Below are 12,543 nucleotides of genomic sequence, written 5' to 3'. Positions count from 1 at the left end.
CCGAAACCCCTGATATTCGCTAGATCCGGGGCCGCGAAGCCCAGCGCTGTGCCTTCAGTGCAGCGTGCAACTCGAGCCTGATGGCCCCGCTCAACGGATCAGCTCCGATGAGTTGGCGGATCCGGCCAAGGCGGTTGTAGATGCTGCTCCTGTGCAGATGAAGTTTCGCTGCGACGTCCTGCACTGAGCTGTCGTTGTCATAGAGCAGTTCCAGCACGGGCAGGAGTTCGCCGTTCTTGTCCTGGTCCTCCAACGTCCGGAAATGAACGGAGCCCGTGTCATCCCAACCGCCCGGCGCCTGAAGACGATCGAAGAGTTGATACACGCCCACCGCCCGGCTCTCCACCAATTCCCCCAGGGGCGGATCCACGGCTGCGGCCTGGGCTGCCACTTTCGATTGCCTGTAGGCGCCCGCCAGTTGCCGGATAACCTGGAACGGCTCACTGATGCCCAGGATCACCCGGTCCACTTTGCGGCCGGCCCGCTTTGCAAGCTCCAATTGATAGTGCACCAGAACCTGGGCGTGATCAGCCCGGCCACCGGATTCGCGGAACAGGACAACGGAATGGGTCTCCGTCCCGGCGCTGAACAGCGCGGCGTTGACACCAATGGTGGACTGCAACGCTGCTGTTCGGTGCGTTAGCGTTGCGGCAATGGGGTCGACGTCGGTTCCGCCGCCATCCGCGTCCAGGATGGTCACCAGTTGCCAAGGACCGCGGCCTTGGATCTCCTTCCAACCGGCCACCGCTGCCACTGCATTCGATTCGCCAGTGCAGGCCGCTAGAAACTCCTGCTCCCGCCTCCTTCTGAACTCCGATTCCGCGGTGTTTGAGTCGAGCAACAAAGCAGCCAACAGGTCCAGTTCGTCACGTACGCCGGGCAGTTCGGCGAGTATCGCCGTCGCGGTTTGCTCCTCAAGGTCCTGCTGGACCCACAAGTAGCCCACCCGGAAACCGCGCACCAGCAGCGGGACGCAAACGCGGCCGAGCATGCCCAGCTCGTCGTTCGACGGAACAACAACCGGGCGCACCGCCGTCGCGATGCCGTGGGAGAGCTGCCAGGCACTGACATCGCTGGGCACGCGTTTGCTCAGGAGGAAGTTCACCCTCACGCGGTCGGCGTGCGATTGGTTGGAACTGTAGGCGAGGAGGACGCCGTCGAGGTCCTCCAGGGACAGCCCCCTGCCAAGCTTGAGCGCCACGCGTTCAACGATCTCCTCGACGTCCTGCTGCATCCAGAAAGCGTACCAACATCAGGCGACACCTGACGCCCCAGACCTCGACAAATGTCGAGGCGCATAACAAAAGTTCCTTGAATTTCCGCGGTTTCCATTCAGACGGGCTCCAAGATCCATGTCGCCTGCCTCACAGCCGGATTTATTCTGGAATCACAGCCCACAGCAAATATCCGGCCGAAAAAGCCGCAAACGATGGAGCCAGCAAATGATCATCGGCGTCCCCAAAGAAATCAAGAACAACGAGTTCCGCGTAGCCATCACGGCCGCAGGTGTCCACGAGTTCCGCACTCACGGACACACCGTTCTGGTTGAGCGGGGTGCGGGCCTGGGCTCTGGCATCACGGACGAGGAATACTCGATCGCGGGCGCTGAAATCGTTGCCGACGCGGACGACGTCTGGGGCCGTGCCGACATGGTCATGAAGGTCAAGGAACCCATCAAGGCCGAGTACCACCGCTTCCGCAAGGGCCTCATCCTCTTCACCTACCTGCACCTCGCCGCCGAGCCCGAACTCACTGCCGAGCTCATCAACTCCGGCGTCACGGCCATCGCCTACGAAACGGTCCAGGAAGGCCGCACCCTTCCGCTGCTCGCCCCGATGTCGGAGGTCGCAGGCCGCCTGTCCGTGGTGGTCGGCGCTTCCTCGCTGATGGCACCGGCTGGCGGCAAGGGAATCCTCCTTGGCGGCGTACCGGGCGTCCGTCCGGCCAAGGTTGTTGTCCTCGGTGCCGGTGTTGCCGGAACCAACGCTGCCGCCATGGCGCTGGGCCTCGGTGCTGATGTCACCATCATGGACATCAACATCAACCGCCTGCGGGAACTCGATGCCCTTTACCAGGGCCGCTTGAAGACCGTGGCATCCAACGCCTACGAGATCGAGAAGTCAGTTGTCGACGCAGATCTCGTGATCGGCTCCGTCCTGATCCCGGGCGCCAAGGCTCCCAAGCTGGTCACCAACGAACTCGTGTCCCGGATGAAGCCGGGCTCCGTGCTGGTGGACATCGCCGTGGACCAGGGCGGTTGCTTCGAGGACACACACCCCACCACCCACCAGGAACCGACGTACAAGGTCCACAACTCGATCTTCTACTGCGTTGCCAACATGCCTGGCGCTGTTCCGAACACGTCCACGTACGCACTGACCAACGTCACCCTGCGCTACGCCGTGGCACTGGCCAACCTGGGCGTCAAGGCCGCATTCGACCGCGACCCCGCCTTGGCCGCCGGCCTCAACATCGCCGCAGGCCACGTGGCACACCACTCGGTTTCCGAGGCGCACAACCTGCCCCTCGTTGCCGACTGGCACAGCGTGGTTACCGCCTAGGCTTTGCCCTTGCGGCGGTGACAAGTCGCCGGCCCGCTGTCCCGTTGCTGTCCAGCAACGGGACAGCGGGCTTTGCACGTGCCGGGCAGAAAATTGCTGGGCAGCAAACCCGTGCTCTAGCCGTTGCCGGGGGTGACTGGTTCCTCCGGGACCACGTGAGTGGGAACCGGCACAGGGATATCCGATTGCCGAAGGGTCGGCGGGGTTACGTTGGGGGCCTCGATGCCCGGCGGCGTGATTGGTGCTGCGGGAGTCGGGATGCTGATGTTGCCGGGCTGACCATTCCCGGGAATCCTGGGTATTTCGGGCGTCCCCCCGTTGGGAGCCTTGGGTGAATTGGAATGTCCGGACCCGCCATCGGTGCCCCCTTGAGGCTCCTGGCCCGGGTTGGCGCCATTTCCCGAGGTGCCATTGCCGCCGGGGTTGCGGCCGGATGGGTATGGGGTTGCCGGAGTCACAGTGCGGCCACGCTCCTGCTCGGAGGGGGAACCAGGATTATGCCCCGATCCATTGCCTGATCCCGGCGTGAGCTGCGAAACTACTGAGCCGATTGTCGAGCCCAGATGTTGGAAAGCACCCGGGATGCCACCCTCGGAAGCAGCCGCGGCCGTAGCACCGCCTGCCAATGACACTGCCACAGCAAGCCCGGCGATCGCAGTGCGGCGCTTACGACGACGACGGGCCGCGAGTTCGTCAAGGGAAGTTAAGTCAGTGGATCCTTCGACGGACGTAAGTACCGCCGTCGGTGCACCCGCCGTGGCGGAGGCGACCTCCGCCGTCGTGCCTGTGCCGCCAGCCGCCCGGTCACCGATCATCAACGCGCGGACGGCCGCAGAGGGCGGCGGAGCGGTGCTGGCGAGGGAGCGCAGTTCAAGAAGTTCGGCACGGATGTCGCGGGCGTCGTCGAATCCGGAATCGGCCAACAGACGGTCAATGGCCTGCTCGCCTGTATAACCGCCGGCGCCACCGGTCCGTCGTCCGGCCGGGGTGATGTGTTCACTCATGGTGTGCCATTCCTTCGTAGTGCACTTTTCCTCAGTGCACTCAATGCCCTGCGCTGCAGTTGTTTTATTGCCCCTTGGGATTTGCCCATAATGGCCGCCGTTTCTTCCACGGAGAGGTCAGCCACCACCCTCAATGCCAGGACTTCGCGATGATCTGCGGCGAGGTCCTCCAGAAGTTCCGTGACGCCCAGGCTGCCGCGGCCAAATGCCTGGTCCTCTGCCGAGGGCGCCTGCCGCGCATCGAGCTCAGCATCATACGGAGCTGAATCCGGAGTCCGTTCACGCTTGCGGTAATGGTCCACCATGCGCGCGTGGGCGATGGAGAACAGCAGGGTCCTGGCCCCTTGGAGGCCACCCTGCAGATCCGGCAGCTTCGGATACAGGGCGAGGAAGACGTCCTGCGTCACGGCCTCGGGATCGTCCACACCGCGGGCGCGGAGGTAGCCGAAAACCGGGCCGGAGAACTGGTTGTAGGCATCGGTGAAGAGCAGAGCGGGATCGTCATCGTCCGTCTGCACATATTCATCAGCTAATGGGTTTAGCACCCGTGGATGCCTCCATCCCGCGCAGCGCAGCGGCCTCTCTGGAGCACCCTCCCCGGTTCTTTCCGGGGTCAGGACATCCGTTGCCACTGCCGTCTGTTACGTACTCCACCGTCCGTAAAGTGGTGGGGCTCCCCGTACCAGACGAAGGAGCCCCACCCTTAAACCGTAACCGCTGAGCGCTTAGCGGACCGAATCGAGGCCTGCACCGGGAGCGGTAGGAACCTCGGTGGGCACCTGCGTCGGCAGCGCGGGAGCGGCCGGTGTTGCAGGGACAGCGGGGACAGCCGGGGCACCGTCCGTTCCCGGAACAGCCGGGACAGCAGGAACTGCCGGCACCTTGGCTGCAACGGAAGCGTCAGCGTTTGCGGATCCGTCAGCCTTCAGACCGGCAGCCTTGCCGGCGTCGACTACTGCCTGGCAGTGGGCTTCAACGTTGGCTTCGCCGCCTGCGGCAACAACCAGGGACTTGAAACCGGGGACCTTGGTGTCAGCCTTGAGGCCACCGTTGATGAAGGCAGTGCAGAGACCGAAAGCTTCAGGCGTTGCGGCGACGGCGTCTTCGGCCTTGGACTTCGCAGCGTCAACAGCGTCCGTTGCCTTCTCTTCGCCAGCCTTGGCAGCGTCGGTTGCCTTCGCCTGTGCGGTCTCGACTGCGTCAGTCGCCTTGGCCTGGCCGGCTTCAGCCGCGTGAGCCGCCTTCGTGGCCAGCGGAGCAGGAGCACCGACGAGGTCGTGGGCGCTCTGCTGGATTTCGGTGGGAAGAGCGCCGTTGAAGGCAGCGACACCGGTTCCGCCGGCAGCTACAGCTCCGGCAGCCAGGACGCCGGCGGCGACTTTGCTAGTGGCAAGGACAGTGAACAAGGACATAAAAGCCTCCGACAAACGATGTGGGGATTGCCCCGGCAGCGTTTGGGTCGCTGCCGGATGATCAACGTGCGGACGTGGCCCGCACTCCCTCTACATCGTTCCGGGCACCGCTGAGGTTACGCCTTCCTCAAAAAAATGTTTCCGGGCAGGACCTGCCTGAACAAATCCACACTTAGGAAGCCAATGCCCGGGCCTGTTCGATCAGCTTCAGCACCGCAACTGAGTCGGCCGGATCCACAGGTGAGGGAAGCGCGGAGGCCGCACCGCCGTCGTCGATCTTTTCGGCGAGGAGGCGATAGAACTCCTGGTAGGCCCCGCGCTCGGTGGCGACGGTTCGGCGCTGGCCGTCCGACTCAAGGGTCCCGTAGTTTTCGGCAGGTTCGACGCCGTACTCCGCGGCCGTCGGCAGTCCACCGCCCAGAATAAAGGGCTCCTGCGGATCGGTGCCGAACTTAACAAAGCCGCCCTTCGTGCCCAGCACGCGGAAGCGGGGGCCGTGGAGGTGGCTGTTGAGGTTCAGGGTCACGTGGCTGACGACGCCGGATTGGTGCCGGAGCGCGATGAAGACGTCGTCGTCGGCCTTCTCCTGCGGCCGTCGGGCTGTGATCTCGGCATAGGTGACGTGCGCGGGTCCGAAGAATTGGAGGGCCAGGTCCAGCACGTGTGCACCGAGGTCGAACAGGACCCCACCGCCGTCCTCGGCAGTAGCGCTTGCCTTCCACGCTTTGGCGATCTCCGGCGCCCAGCGCTCCATCCCCGCTTCAAACCTGGTCACCGCACCCAACGTCCCGGCGTCGAGCAGTTTCTTCAGGGTGAGCGCGTCTCCGTCCCAGCGGCGGTTCTGGTAGACGGTGAGGACGCGGCCCGCTTGCGCGGCGAGTTGGATCAGCTCCTCACCTTGGGCACTGTGGACGACAAACGGCTTATCGACGACGACGTCGAGCCCGGCTTCCAGCGCGGCTTTCGCCAGCGGATAGTGCGTGGCGGGCGGTGTCCCAAGGACGACGAGATCCAGTTCGCCGGCTAGCGCCAGGATGTCCTGCGGCGTGCTGACTACCTTTGCCTGTGGGTATCGTTCAGCGGCTCTGGCCTGTCTTTGGGCGTCGGATGTTGCAATGACGGCAAGCTCATACGAACTGTTGCTTGCAATGAAGGGCGCATGGAACACGCTGCCTGATAGCCCAAAACCTGCGATGGCGGTGCGAATCGGCCTGGAAGTCATGCCCCAAGGCTAATTCAGTAAACCTCCCGGCGGTGCGCACTGCGGAAGGTCAGGACGTGAGAGAACGATCGGGAAAAGACCGCAGGACGTGAGAGAACGATCGGGAAAAGGCCGCAGGACGTGAGAGAACGATCGGGAAAAGGCCGCAGGACGTGAGAGAACGATCAGGAAAAGGCCGCAGGACGTGAGAGAACGATCGGAAAAGGCCGGGAGCCGCCCTGAACCGCTGAACAGTTCAGGGAAGCTCCCGGCCTCGTTGTGTTTAGGTCCTAGGGCAAAGCGTTACTTCTTGGCGCCCTTTTCCCAGCCGAGAGTGGTCCAGTCCGGAACGTTGGACAGGCTCTTGAACAGGGACGGTCCATAGTTGGCCAGGCCCGTACGTACAAACTGGATCTCCGGGCCGTTGAGGACGGTGCCCATGGAGAAGTACTTCTCCATGTGCTTCTTCTCTACGTCCATGGCCGCCTTGTTGCGCTCCTTGTCATCCGCGATGGTTGCCAGGCGCTTGATCTCGGCATCCAGCTCAGCGTCGCCCAGGCCGTTCTCGTTGGTGGTGGAGTCATAGAACTGCTTCACGGCGTCGGTTGCGTCTGCACCCACGGTGTAACCGGAGATGGTTACGTCGAACTCGCGGCCACCAATGACCTTGCCGAAGTCGGCGTCTCCGCGCTGATCGATGGAAACATCCATGCCCGCTGCCTTGAGCTGGTTCTGCAGGGTCTGCGACGTTGCCGCCGTGGTGGGGTCGTCTCCGAAGTTGGTGATCTTGAAGGAAACAGGAACACCGTCCTTCGCCATGATGCCCTTGTCATTCGGGGCGTAGCCGGCATCGGTCAGGACCTTCTTGGCCTGCTCAGGGCCGGTTTCCTTCACGGGGTAGTTGTCCTGGTAGTACTCGGAGAATGGCATGAGCATCATGGAACCCGAGCTTTCCTCGGACCAGTTCAAGCCGTTGAAGCGGACATCGCGGATGGCCTTGCGGTCCACTGCGGTGAAGATTGCCTTGCGTACGGCCACATCGGTAAGGGCCGGGCGCTTGGCGTTCAGGTTGAGGCCACCTGCGAACAGGCGCTGGCCGCGGCGGATATCGGAATCCTTGGTACCTTCGAGCTGCTTGTAGCGGCCCAGGGTACGGCCATTGGCTGCGTCGATTTCACCATTCTTGAACGCGGCAATCGTGGCGCTCGGCTCCATCTGGCGCCAAACCACCTTGTCAAGGACCGGCTTCTGGCCCCACCACTTGTCGTTCGGAACCATGGTCACCGTTTTTGCGGTGGTGTCGTAGTTTTCAATCTTGAACGGGCCGGCCATCCACTCGGGGTGCATGTTGCCTGCAAAGCCCGTGTTGAAAATTTCAGGCGTGTTGATTGCCGGGTGGATCAGGCCGAAGAAGAGACCTTCCAAAGGGAAGACGGGCTGGGTGGTGGTGACAATGACTTCTTTGTCGTTGGCGCCGGCCTTGACCGAGTCCACGAAAGCGTAAGCGCCCGCCGAAACGATGTCGATCGACTTATCGTCGCCCTTGAGCATCTTCCACGTGTTCTCAAAGGTCTTGACGTCGATCGGCGTTCCGTCGTTCCAGGTCGCCTTGTCATTGACCTTGATGGTGATGGTCTGCTTCCCATCCTTGACTTCGCTCTTGACGTCTTCGCAGAAGTCCTTGTTGGGCTCTGCTTTGCCGTCGAAGTCCAGCTTCCAGCAGCCACCGATGCCGCCGCTGTTGATGGAGGCCGTATTAACCGGAGTCATCAGCGCAGAGTTGTCTGCGCTGTTGCCCACATTGGAGAAGCCGTTAAAGTCAGGGCCAATGCTGCCTATGGCAAGGGTGACAGTGCCGCCCTGCTCCAGGTCCTTGGCTTCCTTGGCATTAACGCTAATGAGCTTGCTGATGTCACCGCCAGCTTCTTCGGCCTTCTGGGAGGCCGGACCCGACGGCGTTCCCCCGCCGCAAGCGGTCAGCATCAGTGCAGCTGCAACTGCTACGCCGCCGATCGTCGTGTACTTCTTCATGGTTTGCCCTTCATGTTTACGACTGGAAATCTTTACGAATTGAATACAGGGTTCAATCAATGAGTCATTTGTCGTCAGGCATGCACCACCAGCATGTCGGCATCTATTTCCCCGTCCGGGAAGAAGCATGCAAACTCCTGTTGACCTTCTGAAGCAAGTGGCGGCTCCAGAGTAAGGCACTTCTCCTGCTTGGCGGCAGGTAGTGCGGCGAATACCGGGCAACGCGTTGCGAAATTGCAACCCTTTGGCGCATCAAGCGGGCTGGGAAGGTCGCCCTGCAGGATGATGCGTTCACGCGTGCGTTCCAGATTGGGATCGGGTACCGGGATCGCAGAGAGCAGGGCTCTCGTGTAGGGATGCCGCGGATTGTCGAACACTTCGTCCACGTCGCCGGTTTCCACGATCTTGCCCAGGTACATCACGGCCACGCGATCCGAGATATGGCGGACCACGGAGAGATCGTGGGCAACCATCAGGTAGCTCAGGCCCAGTTCGGCACGTAGCTGGTCCAGGAGATTGATAACGCCGGCCTGGACGGAGACATCCAACGCAGAGACCGGTTCGTCCAGCACCACAAGTTTCGGATTCACTGCCAGCGCCCGCGCAATGCCGATGCGCTGGCGCTGGCCTCCGGAGAACTGGTTGGGGAAACGGTTGACGTGGTCCGCCTGCAGGCCCACGAGCCGCATGAGTTCCATAATGCGCTTCCGGACGGCGGCCTTGGGCATGCCCAGGTTTTCCAGCGGTTCGGCCAGGACTTCGTACACCGTGAAGCGTGGATCCAGTGCACCCGTGGGGTCCTGGAACACCATCTGCATTTCCTTGCGCATGGCCATCTTCGTCCTGGCGTCGGTGGCAACCTTATTGCTGACGCCGCCGATGACCACTTCGCCCACTTGGTCCGGGTGGAATTCCATGATTTCCAGGAGCGTGGTGGTCTTGCCGCAGCCGGATTCGCCGACGATCGAGAGGCATTCGCCTTCGCGGATGTCGAAACTCAGCCCGTCAACGGCCTTGACCGTGCCGATCCTGCGCTTGATCAGCGCGCCCTTGAGGAGTGGGAAGTGTTTCTTCACGTCCTTCAGCTCAAGGACCTTGTCCCGCTCAAGGCGAGCCACGCCGTCGAACTTTGAAACGGGCTTGGGCGGCGCCTGGAAAATCTCGTGGACGTCCGCGTCGCCCGATAGCTGGTCCGTTTTGATGCAGGCTGCCCTGTGGCCTTCGGAACCCGGCACCGAAAAGAGTTCGGGCTCGCCGTGCAGGCAGGCATCGCTGGCCAGCGGGCAACGCGGCGCGAACGAGCAGCCGGTTACGGGAAGCGTCAGGTTGGGCGGCGTGCCTTCGATCGGAACCAGTGACTGTTTGTTGGCGGTGTCAACGCGGGGAACGGCGCCGAGGAGACCCATGGTGTACGGCATCCGAGGGTTGTAGTAGATGTCCTCCACAGTCCCGGTTTCCACCGGCTTCCCTGCGTACATCACCATGATGTCGTCGGCCATGCCCGCCACAACGCCGAGGTCGTGCGTGATCATGACGACGGCGGCGCCGGTCTCCTCTTGCGCGGTGTGCAGGACTTCCAGCACCTGCGCCTGGATGGTGACGTCCAACGCCGTCGTCGGTTCATCGGCGATGAGCACACGTGGATCGTTGGCGATCGCTATGGCGATCATCACGCGCTGGCGCATCCCCCCTGAGAATTCGTGCGGGAAGGCTTTCAGCCGGTCCTTGGGACTGGGGATGCCAACCATCCGCAAAAGTTCGACGGCGCGGGCTTCTTTGGCCTGCTTGCTCATGGTGGGGTTGTGGACGGTCAGGGCCTCGATGATCTGGTTCCCGACGGTGTAAACGGGGGTCAGCGACGATAGCGGGTCCTGGAACACCATGGCGATGTCGCTGCCGCGGTGCTTGCACATGGCTTTGTCGCTGAGGCCCAGGAGTTCCTTGCCCTTGTAGCGCACCGAACCGGAGATGTCCGCAGTCTCGGGGAGGAGTCCCATGATGGCCATGGAGGTCACGGACTTTCCCGACCCCGATTCGCCCACGATGCCCAGGGTCTTGCCGGGCATGAGGTCGAAGTCCACGCCGCGCACTGCGTGGACCACGCCGTTCTCGGAATTGAAGCGGACGTTGAGGTCCCGGACGCTCAGGACGGCGTCGCCGGGAGCGTAGAGTCCAGCGTCGCGAAGCCGCTCTGCGGGCGTGTGGGAGATGTTGGTGCTCATTTGCGGGTCTTCTTTACTGTTCGTGCTGTGGTCCGCTTCGCGCGGCCGATCGAACTGGAGCTGGGGTCGAAGGCGTCGCGGAGGCCATCGTTCATCATCGCGAGCGAACCGGTCAGGAGGAACATGACGGTCAGCGGAACCCAGAACATCCACGGGAACGAGGACACCTGGCCGGTGGCCTGGCCGATGAGGACACCCAGGCTGACATCGGGGAGTTTGATGCCGATGCCGATGAAGGAGAACGCCACTTCGGCCAGCACGGCACCGGTGATACCGCGGGTGAAATCGAGGACCAACAGCGAGCCGATGTTCGGGACGAGGTGGCGCCACACGATCTTGCGGGACGGGACACCCATGTACTTGGCGGCTTTGACGTAGTCCCGCTGCATGAGGGACATCGACAATGAGCGCACCAGGCGGGGCCGTGCCCATCCAACTGAAGAACAGCAGCACGATGATCAGCAGGAGCCAGCTGGGAAGGTCCTTGAGTCCGCCGCCTCCACTGGTGGCCACGGCGACCACAAGGATGGCCGGCATCATGATGAGGGCTTCAAGGATGAACAACATCACGGCGTCCACTTTGCCGCCGAAGAACGCCATGGTGCAGCCATAGACGGCGGAAATCAGGACAGATACGCCTCCCACGATCAGGCCGATGAAGATCGAGATCCGAGTGCCTTCAACGATGAGCGCCATGAGGTCGATCCCTGCTTGGGACGTGCCCAGGAAGTGATCCGGTGATGGTCCCATTCCGATGTTGAGGGGATCAATCGTCTCCTTATTCCAGGGCGTCAGGAACCCGCCGAACAAGGAGAAGAGGAACAGCGCCAGGAAGATGAACAAACCGGCGACGGCGGTACGGTTGCGCATGAAGCGACGGAAGATAATGCGGGTCTTGCCGATAACGACGTCCTGGTCGGCAACCCTGGATTCGTCGATTTCCGCGATGGGGTCAATGATGTTCGTCATTACTGGACCCTCACTCGTGGGTCGACCAGCGTCGTCGCGAAATCGGCAAGGATGGCACCGATTGCGAAGATCACTGAGCCGTAGGCCAGCGTAGCCGTGGCGACGTTGACGTCCTGAAGCCCGATTGCCTGGATACTCCACAGGCCGATGCCTGGCCAGGCGAAGATCGCCTCGGCAAAGAAGCCACCGGTAAAGATCGCGGGGATGGTGAAGGCGATGCTTTGCGCCACGGGAATGAAGGAGACCCGCAGGGCATGCCGTCTGATGGCCTGGTTGCGGGTGAGGCCTTTTGCCCTGGCCGTGCGGACAAAGTCGGCATTCACGTTGTCCAGGAGATACTGCCGCTGGGCTATCTGGTAACCGGCCCAGCCGAAGATGGTCATCGCAAAGGTGGGCACGGCGTAGTGGGCCACGAGGTCAACGAAAGCCGGCCAACCCGGCTCGATCCCCGGCGTCGAAATGCCGGTGACGAAAAAGATGCGCTGGCCTACGGTTTCGTTGACGCTGATGGCCCCCAACTGCACCAGGAAGTAGGCGATCGGCGCGGGAAGGATGTGCACCAGGTAGCTGTAGGACGTGATGACGCGGTCCTGGTACTTGTACTGCCGCGCTGCTGAATAAACGCCGAGCGCGACGCCGATGATCAGCGTCAGGATGATGGAGGCGATAAACAGCCTTGTGGAAACAAGTACCCGGTCAGCGAATTCGGCGTTGACGAATGCCCCGTTTGGGCTGCGGCCCCAGTCCCAGCGGGTAATGATGCCGCCGAGCCAGCCAATATAGCGTTCCCAGGGACTGGCGTCAGGGTCCAGTCCAAGGCCACGGAAGGAGGCTGCCACCTGTTCCGGGGTTGGCCGCGGGATCTTCTCCTGTTCCAGGACCGCCGGTTTGAGCGTTGATACTGCCAGGAAATAGCCCGCGCTCGTGGTCAGGAAGATCATGATCAGGTAGATGCCCGACCGCTTCGTCAGATATTTCAGCATGTCGGGCGGCTGCCCTGGATCGTGGCAAAGCTCAATGCTCGTCCTTCCGCGGTTCCCGGCTGTGGCCGGCGTCAGCTACGAATTGGCATGAAGGGTGATGGCCCCCCAGACCCCTCCACGTGAACACCGCCCTTTTATGGCATGGGTCACATTCAAGAGG

General features: G+C 62.3%; 9 protein-coding genes and 1 pseudogene. 1 reads left to right on the top strand and 9 read right to left on the bottom strand.

The window, feature by feature from the left end:
• Positions 1–19: 19 nt before the first annotated feature.
• Entirely contained in the window at positions 20–1,234 is a 1,215-nt protein-coding gene (locus LDP01_RS13905) for a PucR family transcriptional regulator (RefSeq protein WP_224093265.1), read from the bottom strand.
• A 208-nt stretch (positions 1,235–1,442) separates the two neighbouring features.
• Between LDP01_RS13905 and ald the strand changes: the two genes are divergently transcribed.
• Complete coding sequence (gene ald, locus LDP01_RS13900) at positions 1,443–2,561, top strand: alanine dehydrogenase (protein ID WP_216926266.1); 1,119 nt, start codon at positions 1,443–1,445, stop codon at positions 2,559–2,561.
• A gap of 116 nt (positions 2,562–2,677) precedes the next feature.
• Here ald and LDP01_RS13895 read toward each other — a convergent pair whose 3' ends face one another.
• From LDP01_RS13895 to LDP01_RS13860, 8 genes and pseudogenes are all read right to left on the bottom strand, one after another.
• The gene (locus LDP01_RS13895) at positions 2,678–3,565 is read right to left on the bottom strand and encodes a hypothetical protein (protein ID WP_224093263.1); all 888 of its coding nucleotides are present in this window, start codon (positions 3,563–3,565) and stop codon (positions 2,678–2,680) included.
• Positions 3,562–4,110: an RNA polymerase sigma factor gene (locus tag LDP01_RS13890; RefSeq protein WP_224093261.1), complete on the bottom strand. Its 549-nt coding sequence runs from the start codon at positions 4,108–4,110 to the stop codon at positions 3,562–3,564. The genes LDP01_RS13895 and LDP01_RS13890 overlap by 4 nt, the downstream gene beginning before the upstream one ends.
• Before the next feature lie 180 nt (positions 4,111–4,290).
• A complete protein-coding gene (locus LDP01_RS13885) occupies positions 4,291–4,977 on the bottom strand; it encodes a hypothetical protein (protein ID WP_224093259.1) in 687 nt (228 codons plus the stop codon).
• A 172-nt stretch (positions 4,978–5,149) separates the two neighbouring features.
• The gene (locus LDP01_RS13880; protein WP_224093257.1) at positions 5,150–6,199 is read right to left on the bottom strand and encodes a Gfo/Idh/MocA family protein; all 1,050 of its coding nucleotides are present in this window, start codon (positions 6,197–6,199) and stop codon (positions 5,150–5,152) included.
• Positions 6,200–6,481: 282 nt separating this feature from the next.
• Positions 6,482–8,209, bottom strand: coding sequence for an ABC transporter family substrate-binding protein (locus LDP01_RS13875; RefSeq protein WP_224093255.1), 1,728 nt, complete (start codon positions 8,207–8,209; stop codon positions 6,482–6,484).
• 74 nt (positions 8,210–8,283) lie between these two features.
• On the bottom strand, positions 8,284–10,431 hold the full coding sequence (locus tag LDP01_RS13870; RefSeq protein ID WP_224093253.1) for a dipeptide ABC transporter ATP-binding protein: 2,148 nt from the start codon (positions 10,429–10,431) through the stop codon (positions 8,284–8,286).
• Positions 10,428–11,400: pseudogene (locus LDP01_RS13865) on the bottom strand (ABC transporter permease). Before LDP01_RS13865 ends, LDP01_RS13870 begins: the two are co-directional and overlap by 4 nt.
• A complete protein-coding gene (locus LDP01_RS13860; RefSeq protein WP_224093251.1) occupies positions 11,400–12,383 on the bottom strand; it encodes an ABC transporter permease in 984 nt (327 codons plus the stop codon). The pseudogene LDP01_RS13865 and the gene LDP01_RS13860 overlap by 1 nt, the downstream one beginning before the upstream one ends.
• Positions 12,384–12,543 lie beyond the last annotated feature (160 nt).

It is taken from the genome of Arthrobacter sp. StoSoilB13 (assembly GCF_019977255.1).
Classification (GTDB): Bacteria; Actinomycetota; Actinomycetes; order Actinomycetales; family Micrococcaceae; genus Arthrobacter.
Note: the sequence above shows the minus strand (reverse complement) of the source record. Positions and strands in the feature narration are given on the sequence as shown.

Bases quoted from the DNA above. Each gene is read 5' to 3' on its own strand.
- LDP01_RS13885 (WP_224093259.1), bottom strand. From the start codon at position 4,977: ATGTCCTTGTTCACTGTCCTTGCCACTAGCAAAGTCGCCGCCGGCGTC.
- LDP01_RS13905 (WP_224093265.1), bottom strand. From the start codon at position 1,234: ATGCAGCAGGACGTCGAGGAGATCGTTGAACGCGTGGCGCTCAAGCTT.
- LDP01_RS13875 (WP_224093255.1), bottom strand. From the start codon at position 8,209: ATGAAGAAGTACACGACGATCGGCGGCGTAGCAGTTGCAGCTGCACTG.
- LDP01_RS13880 (WP_224093257.1), bottom strand. From the start codon at position 6,199: ATGACTTCCAGGCCGATTCGCACCGCCATCGCAGGTTTTGGGCTATCA.
- LDP01_RS13870 (WP_224093253.1), bottom strand. From the start codon at position 10,431: ATGAGCACCAACATCTCCCACACGCCCGCAGAGCGGCTTCGCGACGCT.
- ald (WP_216926266.1), top strand. From the start codon at position 1,443: ATGATCATCGGCGTCCCCAAAGAAATCAAGAACAACGAGTTCCGCGTA.
- LDP01_RS13895 (WP_224093263.1), bottom strand. From the start codon at position 3,565: ATGAGTGAACACATCACCCCGGCCGGACGACGGACCGGTGGCGCCGGC.
- LDP01_RS13860 (WP_224093251.1), bottom strand. From the start codon at position 12,383: ATGCTGAAATATCTGACGAAGCGGTCGGGCATCTACCTGATCATGATC.